18 protein-coding genes are annotated in these 20,550 nt (G+C 60.5%); 10 read left to right on the top strand and 8 right to left on the bottom strand.

Annotated features, from left to right (window positions below; genetic code table 11):
• Positions 1–106 precede the first annotated feature (106 nt).
• Complete coding sequence (locus ASE80_RS12615) at positions 107–1,477, top strand: GntT/GntP/DsdX family permease (RefSeq protein ID WP_056859179.1); 1,371 nt, start codon at positions 107–109, stop codon at positions 1,475–1,477.
• Positions 1,478–1,480: 3 nt separating this feature from the next.
• Here the strand turns inward: ASE80_RS12615 and ASE80_RS12620 are convergent, their stop codons facing one another.
• Positions 1,481–2,770 carry an MFS transporter gene (locus ASE80_RS12620; protein WP_056859180.1) on the bottom strand — a complete coding sequence of 430 codons (1,290 nt, stop codon included), beginning with the start codon at positions 2,768–2,770 and terminating at the stop codon, positions 1,481–1,483.
• Positions 2,771–2,956: 186 nt separating this feature from the next.
• Between ASE80_RS12620 and ASE80_RS12625 the strand changes: the two genes are divergently transcribed.
• Positions 2,957–4,375 carry a short-chain fatty acid transporter gene (locus ASE80_RS12625; protein ID WP_056859181.1) on the top strand — a complete coding sequence of 473 codons (1,419 nt, stop codon included), beginning with the start codon at positions 2,957–2,959 and terminating at the stop codon, positions 4,373–4,375.
• Between the two features lie 111 nt (positions 4,376–4,486).
• Here the strand turns inward: ASE80_RS12625 and ASE80_RS12630 are convergent, their stop codons facing one another.
• Complete coding sequence (locus ASE80_RS12630; protein WP_017134527.1) at positions 4,487–4,777, bottom strand: nucleotidyltransferase family protein; 291 nt, start codon at positions 4,775–4,777, stop codon at positions 4,487–4,489.
• A gap of 231 nt (positions 4,778–5,008) precedes the next feature.
• On the opposite strand from ASE80_RS12630, the gene ASE80_RS12635 reads away from it, so the two are divergent.
• From ASE80_RS12635 to ASE80_RS12650, 4 genes are all read left to right on the top strand, one after another.
• On the top strand, positions 5,009–5,329 hold the full coding sequence (locus ASE80_RS12635) for a hypothetical protein (RefSeq protein ID WP_056859182.1): 321 nt from the start codon (positions 5,009–5,011) through the stop codon (positions 5,327–5,329).
• 101 nt (positions 5,330–5,430) lie between these two features.
• Entirely contained in the window at positions 5,431–7,131 is a 1,701-nt protein-coding gene (gene acpA, locus ASE80_RS12640; protein ID WP_056859183.1) for an acid phosphatase, read from the top strand.
• A 122-nt stretch (positions 7,132–7,253) separates the two neighbouring features.
• A complete protein-coding gene (locus ASE80_RS12645) occupies positions 7,254–8,423 on the top strand; it encodes a hypothetical protein (protein WP_056859184.1) in 1,170 nt (389 codons plus the stop codon).
• A 146-nt stretch (positions 8,424–8,569) separates the two neighbouring features.
• Positions 8,570–9,094 (top strand): SET domain-containing protein-lysine N-methyltransferase, encoded by a 525-nt coding sequence (locus ASE80_RS12650; protein WP_056859185.1) that lies wholly within the window; start codon positions 8,570–8,572, stop codon positions 9,092–9,094.
• Here the strand turns inward: ASE80_RS12650 and can are convergent.
• Positions 9,091–9,735, bottom strand: coding sequence for a carbonate dehydratase (gene can, locus ASE80_RS12655; protein WP_056859186.1), 645 nt, complete (start codon positions 9,733–9,735; stop codon positions 9,091–9,093). The two genes, ASE80_RS12650 and can, sit on opposite strands and share 4 nt — an antisense overlap.
• A 139-nt stretch (positions 9,736–9,874) precedes the next feature.
• Between can and ASE80_RS12660 the strand changes: the two genes are divergently transcribed.
• Positions 9,875–10,279, top strand: coding sequence for a hypothetical protein (locus tag ASE80_RS12660; protein WP_056859187.1), 405 nt, complete (start codon positions 9,875–9,877; stop codon positions 10,277–10,279).
• Positions 10,280–10,428: 149 nt separating this feature from the next.
• Here the strand turns inward: ASE80_RS12660 and rimI are convergent, their stop codons facing one another.
• Positions 10,429–10,881, bottom strand: coding sequence for a ribosomal protein S18-alanine N-acetyltransferase (gene rimI / locus ASE80_RS12665; protein WP_003188286.1), 453 nt, complete (start codon positions 10,879–10,881; stop codon positions 10,429–10,431).
• A complete protein-coding gene (locus tag ASE80_RS12670; RefSeq protein ID WP_056859188.1) occupies positions 10,874–11,617 on the bottom strand; it encodes a hypothetical protein in 744 nt (247 codons plus the stop codon). The genes rimI and ASE80_RS12670 overlap by 8 nt, the downstream gene beginning before the upstream one ends.
• A gap of 187 nt (positions 11,618–11,804) precedes the next feature.
• Between ASE80_RS12670 and mksB the strand changes: the two genes are divergently transcribed.
• From mksB to mksF, 3 genes are read left to right on the top strand one after another with little or no spacing between them, the layout of a single operon-like run.
• Positions 11,805–13,082 (top strand): Mks condensin complex protein MksB, encoded by a 1,278-nt coding sequence (gene mksB, locus ASE80_RS12675; RefSeq protein WP_056859189.1) that lies wholly within the window; start codon positions 11,805–11,807, stop codon positions 13,080–13,082.
• Positions 13,072–13,779: an Mks condensin complex protein MksE gene (mksE, locus tag ASE80_RS12680; RefSeq protein ID WP_056859190.1), complete on the top strand. Its 708-nt coding sequence runs from the start codon at positions 13,072–13,074 to the stop codon at positions 13,777–13,779. The genes mksB and mksE overlap by 11 nt, the downstream gene beginning before the upstream one ends.
• Positions 13,776–16,616 carry an Mks condensin complex protein MksF gene (gene mksF, locus ASE80_RS12685; protein ID WP_056859191.1) on the top strand — a complete coding sequence of 947 codons (2,841 nt, stop codon included), beginning with the start codon at positions 13,776–13,778 and terminating at the stop codon, positions 16,614–16,616. The genes mksE and mksF overlap by 4 nt, the downstream gene beginning before the upstream one ends.
• 170 nt (positions 16,617–16,786) lie before the next feature.
• Here the strand turns inward: mksF and ASE80_RS12690 are convergent, their stop codons facing one another.
• Genes ASE80_RS12690 through ASE80_RS12700 form a run of 3 tightly spaced genes read right to left on the bottom strand, consistent with a single transcriptional unit; the run spans position 16,787 to position 20,352 of the window.
• The gene (locus tag ASE80_RS12690; RefSeq protein ID WP_056859192.1) at positions 16,787–19,090 is read right to left on the bottom strand and encodes a PqiB family protein; all 2,304 of its coding nucleotides are present in this window, start codon (positions 19,088–19,090) and stop codon (positions 16,787–16,789) included.
• Positions 19,083–19,706 carry a paraquat-inducible protein A gene (locus tag ASE80_RS12695; protein WP_017134539.1) on the bottom strand — a complete coding sequence of 208 codons (624 nt, stop codon included), beginning with the start codon at positions 19,704–19,706 and terminating at the stop codon, positions 19,083–19,085. The genes ASE80_RS12690 and ASE80_RS12695 overlap by 8 nt, the downstream gene beginning before the upstream one ends.
• The gene (locus ASE80_RS12700) at positions 19,693–20,352 is read right to left on the bottom strand and encodes a paraquat-inducible protein A (RefSeq protein ID WP_056859193.1); all 660 of its coding nucleotides are present in this window, start codon (positions 20,350–20,352) and stop codon (positions 19,693–19,695) included. The genes ASE80_RS12695 and ASE80_RS12700 overlap by 14 nt, the downstream gene beginning before the upstream one ends.
• Positions 20,353–20,550: the final 198 nt, after the last annotated feature.

Raw genomic sequence — 20,550 nt, forward strand, 5'->3', positions numbered from 1 at the left:
ACCAAAATCGCCCATGCAAGCGCTGCGGCAGTTCTATCAGGTATGCTTTTCGAGCAGGAAACAAAAAGAAACAAATTAACCAACCTGTTCGATAAGGAGTCCCGTTTTGGAGTTATCGACTGCCGCGTGGATGGTTCACGACACCCGCCTCATGTTCTGCGTTCTGCTGGCCATCGCCAGCATCATTGTGTTGATCAGCGCCACCAAGCTGCCGCCGTTCCTGTCGATCCTGATCGGCACGTTCATCGCCGGCGTGGGCGCCGGGTTGCCGCCTGAAGAAGTCGCCAAAGCCTTCAGCAAAGGCGCCGGGGCGATCCTCGGTGAAGCCGGGATCATCATCGCCCTGGGCTCGATGCTCGGCGCGCTGATGGCCGAATCCGGCGCGGCCGACCGCATCGCCACCACCTTGCTTGGGTTGGGCAAAGGCAAGTCACTGCCGTGGGTGATGGCGCTGGTGGCCATGGTGATTGGACTGCCGCTGTTCTTCGAAGTCGGCCTGGTGATGATGGTGCCGATTATCTTCGTGATGGCTAAACGTTCGAACCAGCCATTGCTGAAAATTGCCATCCCGGCGCTGGCGGGCATGACCACCCTGCACGCCCTCATGCCACCGCATCCGGGGCCGTTGATTGCGGTGGGCGCGTTGCACGCCGACCTGGGCCTGACCATGCTGCTGGGCTTCTGCCTGGCGGTGCCGGCCGTGATTCTCGCTGGCCCGCTCTATGGCAACTGGCTGTCCAAGCGCCTGCACGTGGATGAGCCGGCCGACATCGGCGCGCTGTTCAGCGCACCGCCCAAGGCGCCGCGCCAGCCGAGCTTTGGCGTGTCGCTGCTGATCATTTTGTTGCCGGTGATTTTAATGCTCGGCAGCACCTTGGCCAAAGTCGCGTTGCCAGCCGAAAGTACCGTCGGCCTGACCTTGAAGTTCCTCGGTGAACCGCTGATCGCCCTCGGCCTGGCCGTGATCGCTGCCGTTATCTGCCTGGGCTGGGCCGCCGGCATGCCGCGTGCCGAAGTCGGCAACACCCTGCGCAAAGCCCTCGCGCCCATCGCCGTGTTACTGCTGACCATCGGCGCCGGCGGCGGCCTCAAGCAAACCCTGCTGGACGCCGGCGTCAGCCAGACCATCAGCAAGGTCGCCGAAGGCGCGCACATGCCGTATCTGCTGCTGGCCTGGCTGATCGCCGTGGCCCTGCGCCAGGCGACCGGCTCGGCGACGGTCGCTACCACCACCACGGCGGGCATCCTCGCGCCGATGATGGCCGGGCTGGCCGCGACCCAGAGTTCACTGGTTGCCCTGGCGATCGGCGCGGGCTCGGTGTTCTTCTGCCACGTCAACGACGCCGGGTTCTGGATGGTGCGTGAGTACTTTGGTTTGCAACTGAAACAGACGATTTGGGTGTGGTCGGTGTTGCAGACGATTGTTTCGGTGGTCGGGCTGGTCGGTACGCTGCTGCTCTGGCACTTTTTGACCTGACCCTCAGGCGGCCAAGGTGTGGCGCTTGCCAAACAGCGCCACACTCGCCACCCCCACCGCGCCCATCACCACGCAGTAACCCACGCAAATCCAAGGGCTGGTCGGCATCAACGCGATCAGCAACAGTGGCGTTGTACTCGCCCACAACGCATAGGCAATGTTGTAGGTAAACGAAATCCCCGACACCCGCACGTGCGCAGGGAACAAGCCGACCATCACCGACGGCACCGCGCCTACCACGCCGCAACTCAAGCCCGCCACGGCATACGCCGCGCCCAGCCACACGCCGCCGCTGATCAGGCTGGCGTACAGCACCGCAATGCCCACCGGCAGCAACAGGCTGTAGACCAGCACTGCGCGCCAGGCGCCGATGCGGTCCACCAGCAAACCGGCGAGTACACAGCCGATATTCAGGAAGACGATGCCCAGCGCACTTAGGGCGAAGGTGTGGCTGGGGCTCATGCCGAAGGTTTTTTGCATCATGGTGGGGGTGATCACCACCAGCACAACCACTGCCGAGGTGAGCACGCAAGTGAGGATCATCGCCGGCAGCAATACGGCGCGATGGTCGCGCAACACCGTGCGCAATGGCATTTCAGCGGCGGCCTGGCGGCGGGCCTGCATTTCGAGAAATACCGGGGTTTCGCTGAGCCAACGTCGCAGCCACACGCCGATCACACCGAACACACCGCCAAGCAGAAACGGGAAGCGCCAGGCGTAGTCGAGAATTTCAGCCGGGCTGAAGATCTGCGCGAGCAAGGTGGCGGTGAGTGCACCGAGCAGGTAGCCGAAGGTCAGCCCCGCTTGCAGGAAGCCCAGGGCGTAGCCTCGGTGGTGACGCGGCGCGTGTTCGGCGACGAAGGTCCAGGCGCTGGGCACTTCGCCGCCCACTGCGGCGCCTTGCAGCACGCGCAGGGCCAGCAGGATCAGCGGGGCGAAATAACCGATTTGTGCGTAGGTGGGCATGATCCCGATCAGCAGACACGGCAAGGCCATCATCAGGATGCTCAGGCTGAACACGCGTTTGCGCCCCAAGTGATCGGCGAAGTGCGCCATCAGGATGCCGCCCAGCGGGCGCGCCAGGTAGCCGGTGACGAAGATGCCGAAGCTTTGCAGCAGACGCAGCCATTCGGGCATTTCCGGCGGGAAGAACAATTGGCTGAGGGTCAGCGCAAAGAACACAAAGATAATGAAGTCGTAGATTTCCAGCGCGCCGCCGAGGGCGGCCAGGCCCAGGGTTTTGTAGTCGGAAGGGGAAAAACGCTGCGCCCGTGGGGAAAAGGTGGCAGTCATATGGAGGCTCGGCAGGCAAACAAAATGGCGTGCAGGTTATGAGCTGCGCCCAGTGATGGCAATCGCGGCAGATATATTTGTTTTCCTCATGGATCGATGAAGATAACTGCATTCCCATATCAATGCCCGTAGCGGAACATGCCGTAAAACTGCCAACACCCATAATAAATACAAGAGGAAAGACTCGTGGCCGATGCTATCGAAGAAAGCCGCTATGCCCGATTTGCCCTGCGCTGTTCCAACTTCGCCGAACGCTGGTTTCCGGACTCCTGGGTGTTTGCCGCCCTGGCGGTGATCATTGTTGCCGTGGCGACCCTGGGCATGGGCGCCGCGCCGACCGAAGCCGCCAAGGCGTTTGGCGACGGGTTCTGGAGCCTGATCCCGTTCACCATGCAGATGGCCTTTGTGGTGATCGGCGGGTATGTGGTGGCCAGTTCGCCGCCCGCCGTAAAACTGATCGACCGTCTGGCACGTATCCCCAAGAATGGTCGCTCGGCGGTGGCGTGGGTCGCGTTGATTTCCATGGTCGCCTCTTTGCTCAACTGGGGCTTGTCTCTGGTGTTTGGTGGCTTGTTGGTACGCGCACTGGCCCGCCGCACGGATTTGCGCATGGATTACCGCGCCGCCGGTGCTGCGGCTTATTTGGGATTGGGCGCCGTGTGGGCACTGGGGCTGTCGTCGTCGGCCGCGCAGTTGCAGGCCAACCCGGCCAGTTTGCCGCCGTCGATCCTGTCGATCACCGGGATGATCCCGTTCACCGAGACCATCTTCCTGTGGCAATCGGGCGTGTTGTTGCTGGCGCTGATCGTGGTGTCGCTGATCATCGCCTATGCCACTGCGCCGGGACCGAACAGTGCGCGTGATGCCAAGGCCTGTGGTGTCGACCCGGCCTTCAATATGCCTGAACCACAACCGCCGACGCGTCCGGGCGAATGGCTGGAACACAGCCCGCTGCTGACCATCCTGCTGGCCTTGCTGGCGGCTGGCTGGTTGTTCCATGAGTTCTCCACTAAACCTGCGATCAGCGCGATTTCGGGGCTCAACACCTATAACTTCCTGTTCATCATGGTCGGCGCGCTGCTGCACTGGCGCCCGCGCAGCTTCCTGGATGCGGTGGCGCGTGCTGTGCCAACCACCACGGGCGTGCTGATCCAGTTTCCGTTGTATGGCTCGATCGCCGCGTTGATGACCGTGGTGAAAGGCGGTGACGGCCAGACCCTGGCGCACCATATCTCGTTGTTCTTCACCTCCATCGCCTCCCACGACACTTACGCGCTGTTGATGGGCGTGTACTCGGCGGTGCTGGGCTTCTTTATCCCGTCGGGCGGTGGCAAGTGGATTATTGAAGCGCCTTACGTGATGCAAGTGGCCAATGACCTGCAATACCACCTGGGCTGGGCAGTGCAGATCTATAACGCGGCTGAGGCGCTGCCCAACTTGATCAACCCGTTTTATATGCTGCCGCTGCTGGGCGTGCTGGGGCTGAAGGCGCGGGATCTGATCGGGTTTTCGTTTGTGCAGTTGCTGGTGCACACGCCGCTGGTGTTGTTCCTGCTGTGGGCGTTGGGGACGACGTTGAAGTATTTACCGCCGGTGATGCCTTAAACGACCCTGACTGCGCTTGTTGCACAGGCGCAGTCAGGCTGGAACCACAGGAAGGCGATGCAATAGATCAGGCAACGCCTCCATGAAGGTTGATATCGAGGCGCCTTGCGGTCATACCGGGCGAGCCTCAGCCAACACTTTTGCGCGAAACTTCAGTGGTAAATCGCCAGGCGTCAGCAGGTCCACATTGACCCCGAGCAGATCCTCCAGCTCTACCTGCAATCCACCAAGATCAAAAAGCGTGGTCCCCGGCGGAGCATCTACCAGCAGATCAAGGTCGCTACCTTCTTGATCGGTACCCAGCAATACAGACCCAAACACCCTTGGATTTGAGATACGGAAACGCCCCACCACCTCTCTGACGGCGGCCCGTTTTAGATCAAGGGCGATTGAAGGTTTCACGGTTCACCTCGGTGGCATCCATTATTGAAGCAGTTTAGCAGTGCCAGGGTGTGTGTATACATGCCCGATTTCTTACATCAACCTCGTCATTGCGTCACATTGCATTGCTAATTCCCTGGCCAGATGTATCGGGCTTTCCCACTCATGGCAGTGACAGCCTCTGACTTCCCTCCCCCGCGCCTTTGATTAACCTGCCTTGGATAACCACCCACAAACGCCAAGGAAAATCCGATGACGCCCCTGTCCAAATCACTGGAAGAGTTGATCAATGATATTTACAAGGACGACCACGTGTCGTTCGTCGAGTACAAGGCTCTGCGAGACGATGCCGATCGACGTATGGCTGCCGTCGTCAACGAGTTTGGCCTGCACAATAACGTGACAGCCTTCCAAAAAGTGATGGACGTGGCCATGCAGCTTTTGCAAACCACGGTCATCGATGCCAAAAAAGCCAAGCTGACCGACACGGGCGAGGCCCTCGTCAAGGATGCGTTGACGGCTCAAGTGGAGTACTTGCGCGCGGGCAGCCAACTGGCACTGCACTTGCTGTAATCGCCCTTCAGCATTCAAGCCGCTGTCTTCGTTCCGTCACATTGCATTGCTACCGTCCTGCGAAATATCTTGCAACAATCAGCCAGCAGGAACGCCCAGCAATGAGTGACGAGCACGAAGACCGCCCTTCTCCCGATTCCGTAACCCAACCGGCCGTGGACACCAGCCGTCGGCGTTTCCTCGGGGGCGCGGCGGTGCTGGGGGTTGGCGCGACCTTGAGTGCCTGCGGCAGCACCAATGACGCACCTGGCAAGCCAGAGGTGCGGCCGCTTACACCGCAAGAGCTGGACAAGGCCTTGCACGAACAGGTGAAGACGGTGGTGGTGATCTACGCCGAGAACCGCAGCTTCAACAACCTGTTCGCAGACTTCCCTGGCCTGGAAAAACCACTGTCGGCGCTCTCCGCAGCCGACGTGCAGCAACGTGACCGTGATGGCAGCTTGCTGACCAGCCTGCCACCGGCCTGGGGCGGCGTGTTGCAAGTGGGCCCGCAAAGTGTGGACGGGGTGACTTACCCCAGCGAAGTGCAATTCCAGGAAAACCTGCCCAACGCGCCATTCGCCCTCAAAGGCCCGAATGCCGAGGACCTGCCGCTGAGCCTGGTCACCCGCGACTTGTGGCATGTGTTCTATCAGAATCAGATGCAGATCAATGGCGGCAAGAACGACAACTTTGTCGCCTGGGCCGATTCCGGCGGCCTGGTGATGGGTTACTACGCCCAGAGCCGTTATTCCCTGCGCCTGTGGGACGTGGCCAAGGAGTTTGTGCTGTGCGACAACTTCTTCCAGGGCGCTTTCGGTGGCTCGTTCCTCAATCACCAGTACCTGATCAGCGCCACCGCACCGTTTTATCCGAATGCCGCACAATCGGTGGCCAAGGCGCAAATAGCCACGCTGCAAAGCGATGACCCCACCGACCCGCGTCTCAAGCCGCTGGACAAGTCGCCGGCCAGCGCCATGAGCGGCCCGCCGCAGTTCGGCCCCAGTGCCTTGACGCCGGACGGCTACGGCGTGAATACCCTGGCGCCGCCGTATTGGCCGACCTGGATCCGCGACCCGCAAAACCCGGACTACTCCAAACCCGATCTGCCCAACGTGCTGGTGCCGCAAACCCACGAACACATTGGCGACAAACTGTCGAAAAAGAACGTCGACTGGGCCTGGTACGCCGGGGCCTGGCAAGCGACGCTGGACCAGTTCAAGGACTCGGGCGGCATCCCGAAGATTCCGAACTTCCAGTACCACCACCAGCCGTTCAACTACTTCAAGCAACAAGGCCCGCAAAACCGTGCAGAGCGCGACAAGCGCTTGCGTGACGGCGGTTTGGGCGATGATTCCGGCACCAACAAGTTCTTCGCCGATGCCCAGGCCGGCAAGCTGCCCGCCGTGACGTTCTACAAGCCCCAGGGCAACCTGAACATGCACGCCGGCTACGCCGATGTGGCCTCGGGCGACCGCCATATCGCGCGCGCCTTGAAAGTGCTGCAAGAAAGCCCGCAGTGGAAAAACATGGTGGTGGTGGTCACTGTCGATGAAAACGGCGGCTGGTGGGACCACGTGGCACCGCCCAAGGGCGACCGCTGGGGCCCGGGCACGCGGGTTCCGGCGCTGGTGGTGTCGCCGTTTGCACGCAAAGGCACGGTGGACCATACGGTTTACGACACCGCGTCGATCCTGCGTCTGATCACCCGCGTGTTCCAGCTGGAGACACTGGACGGCCTCAAGCAGCGCGATGACGCGATGATCGCCCGCGGCCAGAAGCCCATGGGCGATTTGAGCAACGCCTTGCAGTTCAACCGGTAGGTTTTCTTATCCAATAGCGACATGCCTGGCGATTTAGCACGCGGTTTTCCTGGTCAACCGCTACTGTGTGCAAGTGGGCTTTCACCCCGCGCAGACGGGCTTTCGCTGACAAGGAACCAACTATGTTTAAACCGACCAGGCTGTCCTTCACCCTGGCCGCACTGCTGGCCAGTGCGGTCGTACAGGCCGACATCGAAGTACCACTGGGCAGCACGCAACGCGTCACCCAACTGTTCGCGTTCCCCAATAATTGCAACGTGATCTGCTTTCGGCCATGGACGCTGGAGCAGACCGCCGAGCACTATTTGAACCAGAGCTTGCAGCGCGACGGGTACAGCCGTGCCAAGGTCAGTGTGAAAACCCATGACGGCCAGGTCTCAGCCACCTTCAGCGGCGTGCCCGAGCATTACGGCCAGCCTCTGACCACGCTGCTCAACACGGCCGACCTGGCCTACCAGGGCGCCAGCAAACTTAACAGCGACGGCAAGTGGGCCTACAACTGGTACTTGTTCCTGCCGCTGGGCATGGCCCTGGAAAACCGCAAGAGCATCGAACTGCTGCACTTCCCGCCCGACTACTCGCTGACCCAGGCCCAGGACTACCTGGAATCGGCCACCACCGACCGCTGGGCCACCTTGCTCACGGACAATGGCATCCCGGCCACGGAAACACCGGCCTACCAGACCATCATCGATATTGCGCCGATCGCCGCGCCGTCCAATGCGGGCAAGGACCTGGAAAACGTCTACAGCTACTTTGCCGACTACCAGACCCGCATGGTCAAGGAACTGAGCCTGCACGCCAACGGCTCATTGCCGATGGTCGCGTTCGGCGCGCCGGTGCGTAACTGGATCAAACAACAGTACGGCCAGACCGTGGCCGTGCTGGGCCTGGCGCAGATCAGCCCGGCTGCCGGTAAAACCGTGTCGGTACTGGGCTCCAACCACCCGAGCTACATCTGGTATGCGGCGGATCCAGCCAGCTATGACGGCAATGAACAAAAAGCCGATGAGGCCGGTTTGAAAGTGATGGGCCAGGACTTGAGCGCCGCCTGCTGGCAGGCCGGCATGGGCCAGAAACCCGCCAGTGACCCGAATGTGTTGCTCAAGGCGTGCATGAATACCTGGCAAGTCACGCGCAAGGAGCAGACCTGCGAGCTGTTCTACACCTCGGTGCGCAACCTGACTCCGGAACAAGCCAACGCCAAATGCGCCACCCCGCCCATCAAGGCGCAGTTGAAACAGCTGAAAGACGCCGCCCCGGTCCCCGCTGTTACCGCCCCGGCGCTGTAAATCGTAGAAAATATAACCGGATTCTACTGTCAGATCTGACAGTAGAAATCGGCTACAACTTCGGCGAGTCTTGAACGGCACCCATCCGCTGCAAGACTGGAAGTCAGACCCCATCGCAGGTCGATGCAGCCTAACCCAGGAGAGTTATGAAAACTCAAGCCATGGATAAGGCTAAAACCGCTGTGAGTAGCTGCCTTTACCCCTTCAAGACAGTGCTGGTTGAACAGGGCTACCCCTCGACCCGGCACTTTCAGGTCGTACGCGATGCAAATGGAATGGGGGCCGCACTCAAGGCGTGCGTCGCCTTTGACACCCGCGTGCGCATTGCCAGAGTGTCCGGCTACGCCTTGAGCGAGCGACGTGCGCACACCTTGCAGCTCTCGTCACGCATCCACCTGTATGACCCGTGGTTCACCCGTCTGATGTTGCACTCGTGCAATCCGAACGTGTTTTTCGATGCCACGTACCTGGAAGTCTGGACCGTACAGCCTATTGCACCTGGCACCTTGCTGACGATGGATTACGCCACCACCGAGGATGCGCTGTTCCGGCAGTTCGCCTGCCAATGCGGCGAGCTGAACTGCCGGGGCTGGATCACCGGCGCCAAAGAGAAGTTGAACGCCGAAGGTGAGGCGTTCATGGCCCAATGGCGGATGCGCAAACGGCCTTAGGCTTCGCCCAGTGGGCGCAGGCGATATTGCGGCGGCAGTTGCTCAAAGCCATTGATGGTGGTGTTCAAGCTCTTCCAGCGGCCATCCTTGATGCCGTAGATGCAGCCATGGATCGACAGGCTCTGCCCACGGTGCCAGGCGTTTTGCACAATGCTGGTGTGGCCGACGTTGGCGACTTGCTGAATCACATTGAGCTCGCACATGCGGTCCACCCGCTCCTCTTCGGTGGGCAACTGGGCCAGCACCTCGCGGTTTTCGTAGTAAAGGTCGCGAATAGTGCGCAGCCAGCCGTCGATCAGGCCGAACTGGCGGTCCTGCATCGACGCACGCACGCCGCCGCAGCCGTAGTGGCCGGTGACGAGGATGTGTTTGACCTTGAGCACGTCCACCGCGTACTGGATCACCGACAGGCAATTGAGGTCGGTGTGCAGCACCACGTTGGCCACGTTGCGGTGCACAAACAGGTCGCCGGGCAGCATGCCGACGATTTCGTTGGCCGGTACACGGGCATCGGAGCAGCCGATCCACAGGTATTCCGGGGTTTGCTGGCGGGCGAGCTTGGCGAAGAATTCGGGATCTTCCTGTTTGATCGCATCCGCCCAGCGTTCGTTGTTATCAAGCAGGTCTTGTAGTTCGTTCATCAGGGAAAGCCTCAGGAATGATGCGCAGCTTTGTGACAGACAACCGCTCGTCCGGGTCACGCCCAGGCGCAATTAGCTTGAATCTTTAGGGAGCCGTGCCTGTCCACACACTATAAGCCCCACAGTATGAGGATTGGCCATGACTGAATCACGACGTCCCTACGGCGCTACACAGCCCGAACCGATTGATGACAACGAAGACCGCATGGGCGAGATGCGCGAGCTGGATTTTGACGAGCAAGAGCCGACCGCGGAAATCGGTGATGAGCTGCCGCGCCGCGAGCGCGAACACCTGATGCCCGACGAACGGGTACGTGAAGCCGGCATGACCGGGGCTTCGACCGACGATCATGAGTCCACGGATGATGACATGAGCCCCGAAACCCTGATCCATGAGGATGGCGCCCGGGATGCTCGTGAGGCCGGTGAGGATAATCCGGCGGATTATGACCTGAGCATTGTGGATGAGGACGAGATTGGCGGTGGCAATGGCCTGGACGAGGCGGAACTGGCGGATATTGACCCGATAGACGGTAACCGCTGACACAACACAGTTGAGCCTGTGAATACTTCCCCTGTGGGAGCCGGGCTTGCCCGCGATGCAGGCGCCTCGGTGTTTCAGCCAGACCGAGGTGATGCTATCGCAGGCAAGCCAGCTCCCACAGGGGCCGGCTTGCACATCGGGTTTATGTCTTAGTCGACCAGCGTACAGGCCATGACGACGGCATCCTCGCGCCCGCCCACGGCCGGGTAGTAATCGCGACGACGGCCGATTTCGTTGAAACCATAGCGCTCATACAAGCGAAACGCGCCGGTATTGCTGTCGCGCACTTCCAGGAAGCACTCACGCGCATTGGCGGCGTAAGCGCGGGACATCAGATGTTCCAGCAGCGCCAACCCCAGGCCACGGCCCTGGTTTTCCGGTTTGACGGTGATATTCAGCAAGTGCGCTTCATCGAGGATGATCTGCACCACACCGTGGCCCACTTGCTGCTCACCTTCAAACATCAGCCAGATCTGGTACTTGCCCAGCCCATCGAGAAAAATCCCGCGGGTCCAGGGATGGCTGAACGCCGCGTATTCAATCTTCAGTACGGCGTCGAGGTCCGCCTCGGTCATCGGGCGGAACGATAAAGCTTCACTCATCGGTACTTTTCCAGCGCGCCATCAGCCGGCGCATGGCTTGCCAGACATCAGCCTTACGCTGTGGCTCTTCCATTAATAATTCCAGGCCCGGCAAGGCCCATACCGAGCCCAGGCCTTCGACCTGCAACTCGCGATACCAGGCTTCGGCGTTCGCCTCACCGGCAAAACGCACGGCGGGCAGGCCGATCAGCCACAGGCATACGCAGGGTTCGTCTTCCAGGCGCGCCGAGACAAAACCCTGGACAAAATCCCGTGCGGCGTCGGGGCCCTGGTCCATGTTGCCGCGCACCAGCAGCGGCCAGCGCACGGGGTCGCCGATGATTTGCGGGCTGTCGGGCAGGCCGGCGGCGCGCAGCATGTCTTTTAGCAGCATGTAGGCCGGGTCGCGGGTCTGAAAACGTTCGCCGGTGGGCAGTTCCACCAACAGCAGGCAACGCCCGGCCCGCAGTAACTGGAGGGCGAAACGTGGCGGCGGCACCACCGCAGCCTTGGCCACCGGCGCTGTCGCTTCGGCCGCCACGGGCTTGGCCACGGGAGACGGGCGCGGCACTTCAACTTTCACGCGCTCGACGGCGGGGCGAGCCTCTGGCGTGGGTTTGACCACCGCCACCGGCGCAGCGGCTTCCTCGCCCGACACCTCGAACGCCTCATAGGGCTCAAGCGCCTGCAGCAGCTCGGGCCGCGACGGGGCGGCAAACGGCAGTTCGGTGCGGGGCAGCCAGTTGACCACCTGCATGGCGGTCAAGTAAGCGCGACGTCGGGACTCGATAAGCACAGCTCGGCCACTTGTGGATAACTAAAGAGCGGGGATTCTACCGCTGTTCGGTAACAATCGCCCACTGCGCACTGACCGGCTGTGGATAAATCCCGCGCCTGATGCAGTACAATCGCGACTTTTATTCGCCAACCAGCCGGCCATTCCGATGATCGAACCCAAGCGCGTCTTGCGCGCCCTCGCCGAACACTGGGCCCTGCTTGAGCCACTGTGCGAACACTTCGACCAAGGCACCCTGAGCCTGAGCGAGCTGCGCGCACAACTGGCGGCCCAACAACTGGACAGCACGCCACAGGACATCACCAGCCTGTTGGACGTGTGGATTCGCCTGGACATCCTCGTACCTGTCGCCAAAAGCCCGAACCGTTTCGAGCTCAACGCACAGATCCACGACTTCCTCGCCTATCTTCGCAAGGAGCACCGGCTTGGCCTGTGCCTGGAAATCGAAGCCTACCTGCGCCACCTCGAGCGCCTGGCCGGTTATATCCAGGACGCCTTCGACATCCGTGATGGCCACGACCTGGCCCGCCAACTGCGCTTGCTGGATATGCGTGTGCGGGACGTGCTGAAAAAACTCGCCAACGACGAACAGGCCCTGGCGGCCGTGGCCGACCGCGCCAAGACCAGCGACCGGCAGATCCCGTTGCGCCAGCGTTACGCTGAGGTATTGGCGACCTGGGACGAATACGTCGAACCCATGATTCAACTGGTGAACGCCGACGGCGCCTTCGAACAAGGCGTGCGCAAGGTCGAGAATGTGCTGCTGCGCATGCTTACCGAGCAGCAGCGCCTCGGCCATCTGGTGGACGACGACATGCTGCTGCGCACCCACGCGCGCATCCTCGAAATGCAAACCAGCGCCCAACTGACCTTGCGCCATGCTCGCGAACTGCTGCTGCCGCTGCGTGAAGAAGCGCGCCGGCATAACGCCGTGACCCGTGGCGCGGCGCTGGCCTTGTCGGCCATTCGCCGTAAAGGCCTGGACGCGGTGCCGCAAGCGGCAATGCCAATGTTTACCCGGCCGCAAAGTACCTTCCTGGGCAGTGCCAGCCAGGTCGAAGCGTACGTGTATGCCCTGGCCAATTTCGAGCCGAAACCGGCGCGTTTTCCCAAGGCGCACAAATCCCACAAGGGCGAAGCCCAACGCGCGCCGCGCACGGTCAAGGAAATGCTCGAGCGCTGCGAAGACGCGCTGCCGATGCCGGACCTGATGACCTGGCTGCTGGAGCAGGAACCGGACGGCGCCACCGACGAATTGCTGTACTGGTTCTCACGGCTCTCGCGCGAAAAACGCTTCAAGCGCGAACGCCTGGAACGCCGCGACTACCACACACACGAGCACCAGGTCAGCCTGCGCTCATTCGCCCTGCTCCCGGCTGGCACCGATGCCACCGAGAATTCTGCGAGCACGCCTTATGCATCTTGATCTATCCGAACTGTCCCAACTGGCGCCGATCTTTCGCGAGCTGTTCAAGGGTTACCACGTCAGCCGCCGCGACCCGGAGCTGTACGCACAACTGTCGAACTTCCAGGACCAGTACCGCACGCTGTTCAAGGCCCTGGGTTTTGAGCTGGTGTGTGACACACGCGGTTTCTATTACTTCGTGCCGGACACTGCCGTGGCTGCGGCGCAGGTCAACAAGACCGCGCAACGCCTGGCGCTGTTCACCTTCATCATCGTCGAGCATCTGGCCGACCAGGGCCGCGACCCGATCGCCGTGCTCGACGGTGGCAGCCTGGGACGCGATGAATTGCCATCGTTGCTGGAAAAGTACCGCGACCTGTTTATCCAGGCCGAAGTGCAGACCCAGGAAGAGCTCGAAGAAAAAATCATGCGCCGCATGACCCAACTGGGGTTTGCCAGCGAAGACAACGGCATCTATCGCTTCCTGCCGCCGATGCACCGTTTCCTCGATGTGTGCCTGTCGGTGCAGCAGGACCGTGACCTGGCCGCCAGCGTGCACAGCGTGTTGCCACTGCCGGCGCCGGTGATCATCGATGAAGACAGCGACGAGAAGTTGCTGAAAACCGATGACCCGCTGGACCTCAGCGACTTCGAAGAAGAAAGCGAAGAAGACGCCATGGCCCGCGCCATTGCCGAAGAACAGGAGACCGACGCATGAGTAAGGAACGCTACGGCATCCGCCGCTTCGCCCTGTTGAACACCGCCGGTTACAGCCTGGGCTTGTTCCCGCTGGAAGAACCGCTGTCGGTGTACGGCGCGAACAACCTGGGTAAATCTGCGTCGATCAACGCCTTGCAGTTCCCGATCCTGGCGCGCATGTCGGACATGAGTTTCGGCAAGTACACCCTGGAACAATCGCGGCGCTTCTACTTTGCCACCGACACCAGCTATATCCTCGTTGAAGTCTCGCTGCCCCACGGCCCGCACGTGATCGGCGTGGTCGGGCGCGGCCCGGGTGGTGGTTTCGGTCACCAGTTCTTTGCCTATGCCGGCAAACTGGACTTGGCCCATTACCAGAAGAACGACACCTGCCTGCGTCAGAAAGAGCTGTTCACCAACCTTGAGCGCGAAGGCCTGAAAGCCTACGAACTCAAGCCGGACGAGCTGCGCCGTTTGCTGGTGGGCGGGCACACGTCAATCCCACTGGACCTGACCCTGATTCCGCTGCGCTCCACCAGCGAACAGAGCCTGAAGACTTTCCGCGCGCTGTTTATCAACCTGCTGCACATGCGCGAAATCACCGCGGCCAAGCTCAAGCAATTGTTCCTGGATGCGTTCGAACACAGCCTGCGTTCCGGCAGCGTGGACTACATCGCCGCGTGCGAAGAAGCCTTCCGTGATGTAAGGCGCATGGAGCAGGACTACAACTCGCTGGTAGCTGCCGGGCCGTTGGTTGAGGCACTCGCCAATGGCGTGCGCTTGCGCGATGTATTGCGCGGCAAATTGCATCGCCTGTCGCCCTTGCTGGATTCATTGCTGGGCACCTGGTCGGACTACGCCAGTGCACGCAAGGAAGAGCTGACCATCCAGGCCGAGCACTACCGTAACGAGCAGGACGCGCTGCAAAACGATCAGCGTGGCGGCACCCAGGAGCTGATGCGCCTGGAGCGCGAGATCAGTGGCATCCAGCGTTGGTTGGGCGAGTTGTCGGTGCTCAAGCATCGCTTTGCGCTGGTCGATGACGTCAAGGTACTGGAGCAGCAACTGCTGGCGGCCAAGGATGCCCACGATGAATTGGCGGGCGCCCTGGCGCAATCCCGGCAGTTCAGCGCCGAGGACCTGGATGAGCGCTTGCGCGACCTGGAAAAACGCTTGAAGTCGGTCAAGCAGCAGCTCGACCACGCCGATAACAACAGTTACGCCAAACTGCGTGAAGAATTCTCACAGCAGGACGTCGAGCGTCTGATGCGCCTGTTCAACAGTTCGTTGTTCAGTTTGCCGCTGGGTGAGCATGGCATCACGCTGGATGAGGACGGCCAGTGGGTTAAATCCCTGGAGCAGATCCTTGATGGCTTCAAGGGCGAGAAATTTGAAGTGCCGGGGCTGTCGATCGACATCTCCCATATCGAGCCACCGGCGTTGCAGGCACTGGCCGATCGCGCGGCGTTGCGCGATCAGAAAGAGCGCCTGGAAAAAGAACTCAAGCAGCTCAAGACCCAGCAGGCCGTAGCCTCTGATCGCGCGGCGAGCAAGACCCAGACCGAAGCGCTGTACCAGCAAGTGCTGGATGCGCAGAAGGCGCTGGAAGACTTCCGTCGCGCACAAACCCTGAGCGCGGAAGAAGGCGAGAAGCTGGAAAACCTGGCGCAGATGGAAGCCGCGCAAGACGAGTTGAAACGCTCCAGTGATGCCTTCACCGAGCGTGTTCAGCAGTTGTCGGCCAAGCTGCAACTGGTCGGTCGTCAGATCGGCGATATGGAAGCCAAACAACGCACGCTGGATGACGCGCTGCGCCGTCGTCAGTTGTTGCCGGCCGACTTGCCGTTCGGCACACCGTTCATGGACCCGGTCGACGACTCCATGGACAACCTGTTGCCATTGCTCAATGACTACCAGGACAGCTGGCAAGGTTTATTGCGCGCTGATGGCCAGATCGAAGCGCTGTATGCGCAGGTGCGCCTCAAGGGCGTGGCCAAGTTCGACAGCGAGGATGACGTGGAGCGTCGCCTGCAACTGCTGATCAACGCCTATGCCCACCGCACCGATGAAGCCCTGACCCTCGGCAAGGCGCGCCGTGCGGCGGTTACCGATATTGCGCGGACCTTGCGCAATATCCGCAGCGACTACGACAGCCTTGAGCACCAGTTGGCCTTGTTCAACCGCGAGATCAACAAGCGTCAGGTATCGAACCTGCAAAGCTTCCGCATCGTGCTGGCGCCGAACAAGGAAGCCCTCAAGCATATAGACCAGATCATCCACAGTGCCGGTCAGTATGAAGAAGGCGAAACCCTGTCGGTGTTCGACCTCAGCCAGAGCGCCGAGCAGGACAACAAGAACGAAGAAGCCAAGGAATACCTGGCCCGTCTTGTGGCCGCCAACCATAACCAGTTGGGGCTCAAGGACTTGTTCGAGCTGGCGTTTGAAATCACCAAGGTGCATGGCCAGCCGGTGATCCACACCGACATCGATGGCGCGGCGTCCAACGGCACCACCATGACCATCAAGGCGCTGACCAACATGTATTTGTTGCTGCACTTGATGGACCGCGACCAGGCCGGGCGCGTGCGTTTGCCGTACTACCTCGACGAGGCGGCGGACATCGACGAGAAGAACCAGGCGGCGTTGCTGGAAACCAGTTTGCAACTGGGCTTTGTGCCGATTTTGGCCAGTGTGAAGCCGCAGGTGTCCGCCCAGGTGGCGATCGACCTGGAAGGCGGCAGCGGGCCGAATGGTATCTACATTGATGAGGCGGACTGGAAGTACATCCGTCGCCACGATGTGGTGAAGGCGACGGTGAATGTGCAGGCGGATGAGCCGGAGTTGGATGAGGTTTAATCGGAGGCGCTGAAATGCAAAAGGCCGCGATCTGTTTGGATCGCGGCCTTTTTTATGGGCTGGGGTTTTGCAGTGATGTTGAAGGCCTCATCGCGGGCAAGCCCGGCTCCCACAGAAGATATGCATTCCAATGTGGGAGCCGGGCTTGCCCGCGATGGCCGCGCCTCGGTTTACTTGCCGAGCGGGATCTTAGGCGCCCAGGTCAGCCACTCATCCTCAAACTTGTCAAACAACGGGAACGTCTGCTGCGGTCTCGCCGCATTGCCCATGCGCTCGCCCTCTGGCGTGGCAAAGGCAATACCACCAGCCACCAACGTCTCCAGGGATTCCGTGCGTACCGTCGCACCTTTGAACAAGCCGAAGTCCAAACCGAACCCACTGGTATTCCAGAAGCGGCTGCCACTGCGCACCAGTGGTGCATATTTAGGTTCGATCAGGATATGGACCAACACGCGGTCGGCGGTCTGGCCCAGTTCGTAGCCGGTGACCTTGCCGACGGTGACTTCACGGTAAGTGACCGGCACGCCTTCCTTCAGCGAACCACGGCGTGCGGCGCTGAGGACCAGGCTCAGGCCTTCTTGCGGGTGAACAGCCTCGGGTGGTTTGTCCAACGCAACGAAGCTCTTTTGCGGCCCGGCATTTTTCACGGCGGGCTGCACTTCGATGTATTGGCCGGTGACCAGAGTTTCCAGGTTCGCGGTTTTCATCAGGCCCAGCTCAGGCTTGACCACCCAGAACTGGCTGCCGCTGCGTGCGATGCGATCAGCCACCTGGGTGATCCTTGCACTGAGCAGCACCGACTGCATGTCGGCGCTGAGGTCGACGTTCTCGATCTTGCCAACGTCGAGACCTTTGAAACGTACTGGCGTGCCTGGGCGCAGGCCGTCGGCGCGATCAACTTTAATGGTCACCAGGGTGCCATGCTGGTTGGCCGCTTCGCGATCGGCAAACAGGCGGAAACGCGGGATGCGTTTTTTCAACGGCACATTCTGCTCCGGGGTTTCGAAGGCGATACCGCCAGCCATCAGGCTGGCCAGGGATTCACTCTTCACCTGGATGCCGCCGGTGAGGCCGCCGGTCAAGGTGACGCCGCTGGCGTTCCAGAAACGCGTTGAACCGTTGACGAGGATTTCGTATTCCTTCTCGATGTGGACGCCGATCACCAGTTGCTTGTTCTTGCGCGAAAACTGGTAGCTCTGCACCGAACCGACCTTGACCTGTTTATAGAGGATCGGGCTGCCGACATCCAGGGAGCCTAGGTTGTCGGTGAACAGCACCATGTGCAGGCCGGGGGAGCGCAAATCCAGAGGTGGCGCCTTGGCGCGGGCGACGTACTCACGTTGCGGTGCGCTGCCTTTGTCGCCTGGGCGGATGGCGATGTAGTTACCCTTTACCAACGCCTCCAGACCGGTGATGCCGGCCAGGGAGATGGACGGCTTGACCACCCAGAACTGGGTGTCCTGCACCAGGTAGTCTTCGGCGAGCGGGTCGAGGGTCAACTCGGCATGGGCGCTGGACAGGTCCGGGTCAATCTTCAGGGTTTTCAGGCTGCCGACCTGGATGCCTTTGTACATGACCGGGGTGCGCCCGGCCTGCAAGCCTTCGAAGTCCGTGAGCTTGACCTTGACCTTGATGCCGGCGGCGGCGGCGTCGAAATCCTCATAAAGACGGAAAGGCAGGCTCGGATCCGTCGGCGGGCTGTCTTTGCGATTTTCAGGGGTGGCGAACGCGATACCGCCGGCGACGATGCTGGACAACGACTCGCTACGCACTTTTACGCCCGACAGATTGGCGTCGATGCTGATGCCGCTGGCGTTCCAGAAACGCGTGTGTTTGCGTACGAGGCTGGCGTACGTCGGCTCGATGTAAACCTTGATCTCGACGGTGCTCTGGTCCTCGGACAGCAGGTAGCTTTTGACCTGGCCAACCTGGATCTGCTTGTAGAACACCGGGCTGCCACGATTGAGCGAGCCAAGGCGATCGGCTTTAAGGGTCAGGTGCAGGCCGGGCTTGGCGTCAGATAACGGTGGCTCTTCGGAGAGCGCCTTGAATTTTCGCGTGGGCTCGCCATCGCCAGGGCTGGCGGCAATGTAGTTACCCGAGACCAGGGTTTCCAGGCCGGTAATACCGGCGAGGCTGACGCTGGGTTTTACCAGCCAGAAGCGTGTGTTGGTCTTGAGGTATTGCTCGACGTCCTTGTTCATCTCGATGGTGGCGATCACCCCGCGATTGCTGCCTTCGTCATCCAGGGCCAAGGCTTTGACCTTGCCCACCGTCATGCCTTTGTAGACCACTTCGGTTTTGTTGACCTGGATGCCCTCGCCGCTTTCAAAGCGCACCTGGATCTCGAGGCCCTGTTGGGAATAGGCACGCCATCCCAGCCAGCCGCCGATGATCAGTGCAATCAGGGGGAGTACCCAAATGGCCGACCAATTGGAGGCCGGGCGGGTTTTAGCTTTAGGCAAATCACTCATGGTCGTCGTCCGACTCCGTGTTATCCCAAATCAGTCGGGGATCAAAAGTTACTGCGGCAAGCATCGTCAAGATCACCACACTGGCAAACGCTGCAGCACCAAGGTTGGCCTCGACACTGGCAAGTCGCCCAAAGTTAACAACCGCCACCAGGATGGCGATCACGAAGATATCCAGCATGGACCAGCGGCCAATGAATTCGATAAAGCGGTACATGATAATGCGTTGTTGTGCGGACAGCGGTTGATGGCGCTGCACCGAGAACAGCAACAAGCCAATGCCCACCAGCTTGAACGTCGGCACCAGAATGCTGGCGATAAACACCACTGCAGCGATGGGAAACATTCCGTGCTGCACCAGCTGAATCACGCCCGCCATGATAGTACTGGGATCACCCTGGCCGAGAGAGTTGATGGTCATGATTGGCAACAGATTAGCCGGGATATACAGGATTGCTGCAGTGATCAGCAACGCCCAGGTACGCACAAGGCTGTTGGGGCGACGCGCATGGATCAGCGCACCGCAACGGGTGCACAGCTGCTCATCGGTATCAGCCTCTTGCTTGTTCAGCTCGTGGCATTCGGTACAAATCAGAATGCCTGCATCAATCGCCCGCATGATCATCCTCTCCTGAAAGCGCTTGCCAGATCTGGTGGGGCGACATCACCACCTCCAGCAATACTTGAACCACTAATAGGCTGACGAAGCAGACAAGCCCCACGCCAATGGTGATGGAGGCCATGTCCGCGAGCTTGACGATCGCGACCAGCACGCCCATCAGGTAAACCTCCAACATCCCCCAATCCTTGAGGTGATGGTAAATGCGGTAGAGCAACAGGCCATAACTGCGGCCGATGTTCCAACGGATACTGAGCAACACCGCCAATTGGCAGAGCAGTTTGAGCAGGGGAATACCCATGCTGCACAGGAAAACCACAGCTGCGACACCTTGCATGCCGGTATCGAACAGACCGACCACGCCGCTCCAAACGGTGTCCTCCGAGGACTGCCCGAGAAGATTGAGCTGCATGATGGGTAAAAAGTTCGCGGGGATGTACAGCAACAGTGCCGCCAGCACCAAAGCGAGGCTTCGCTCAACCACGTTGTGGCGGTGAGCGTAAAGCTCGTAACCGCAACGTGGGCATTGGGCTTTTTCACCGAGGGCGAGTGCGGGTTTGCGCATCAGCAAGTCGCACTCATGGCATGCCACCAGATCCTCCAGTGGTAACTGCGACACCTCGACGGTATCAACCGGATCGGGCATAGATAGGGCTCGAACTCTAAAAAAGGTTAGGTGCCTATTCTAATGGTCTGGTTCAGAAATAACTGTGCAAATTTGTCGGCAGCCTTGGGGCCGGTTTGGGTTTTCGACCGCCCAAAACAAAACCCCTGATTGCGTTAGCAATCAGGGGTTTCGGAATTTAATCTTGACGATGACCTACTCTCACATGGGGAAACCCCA

This window comes from Pseudomonas sp. Leaf15, assembly GCF_001421425.1.
GTDB classification, from domain to species: domain Bacteria; phylum Pseudomonadota; class Gammaproteobacteria; order Pseudomonadales; family Pseudomonadaceae; genus Aquipseudomonas; species Aquipseudomonas salomonii.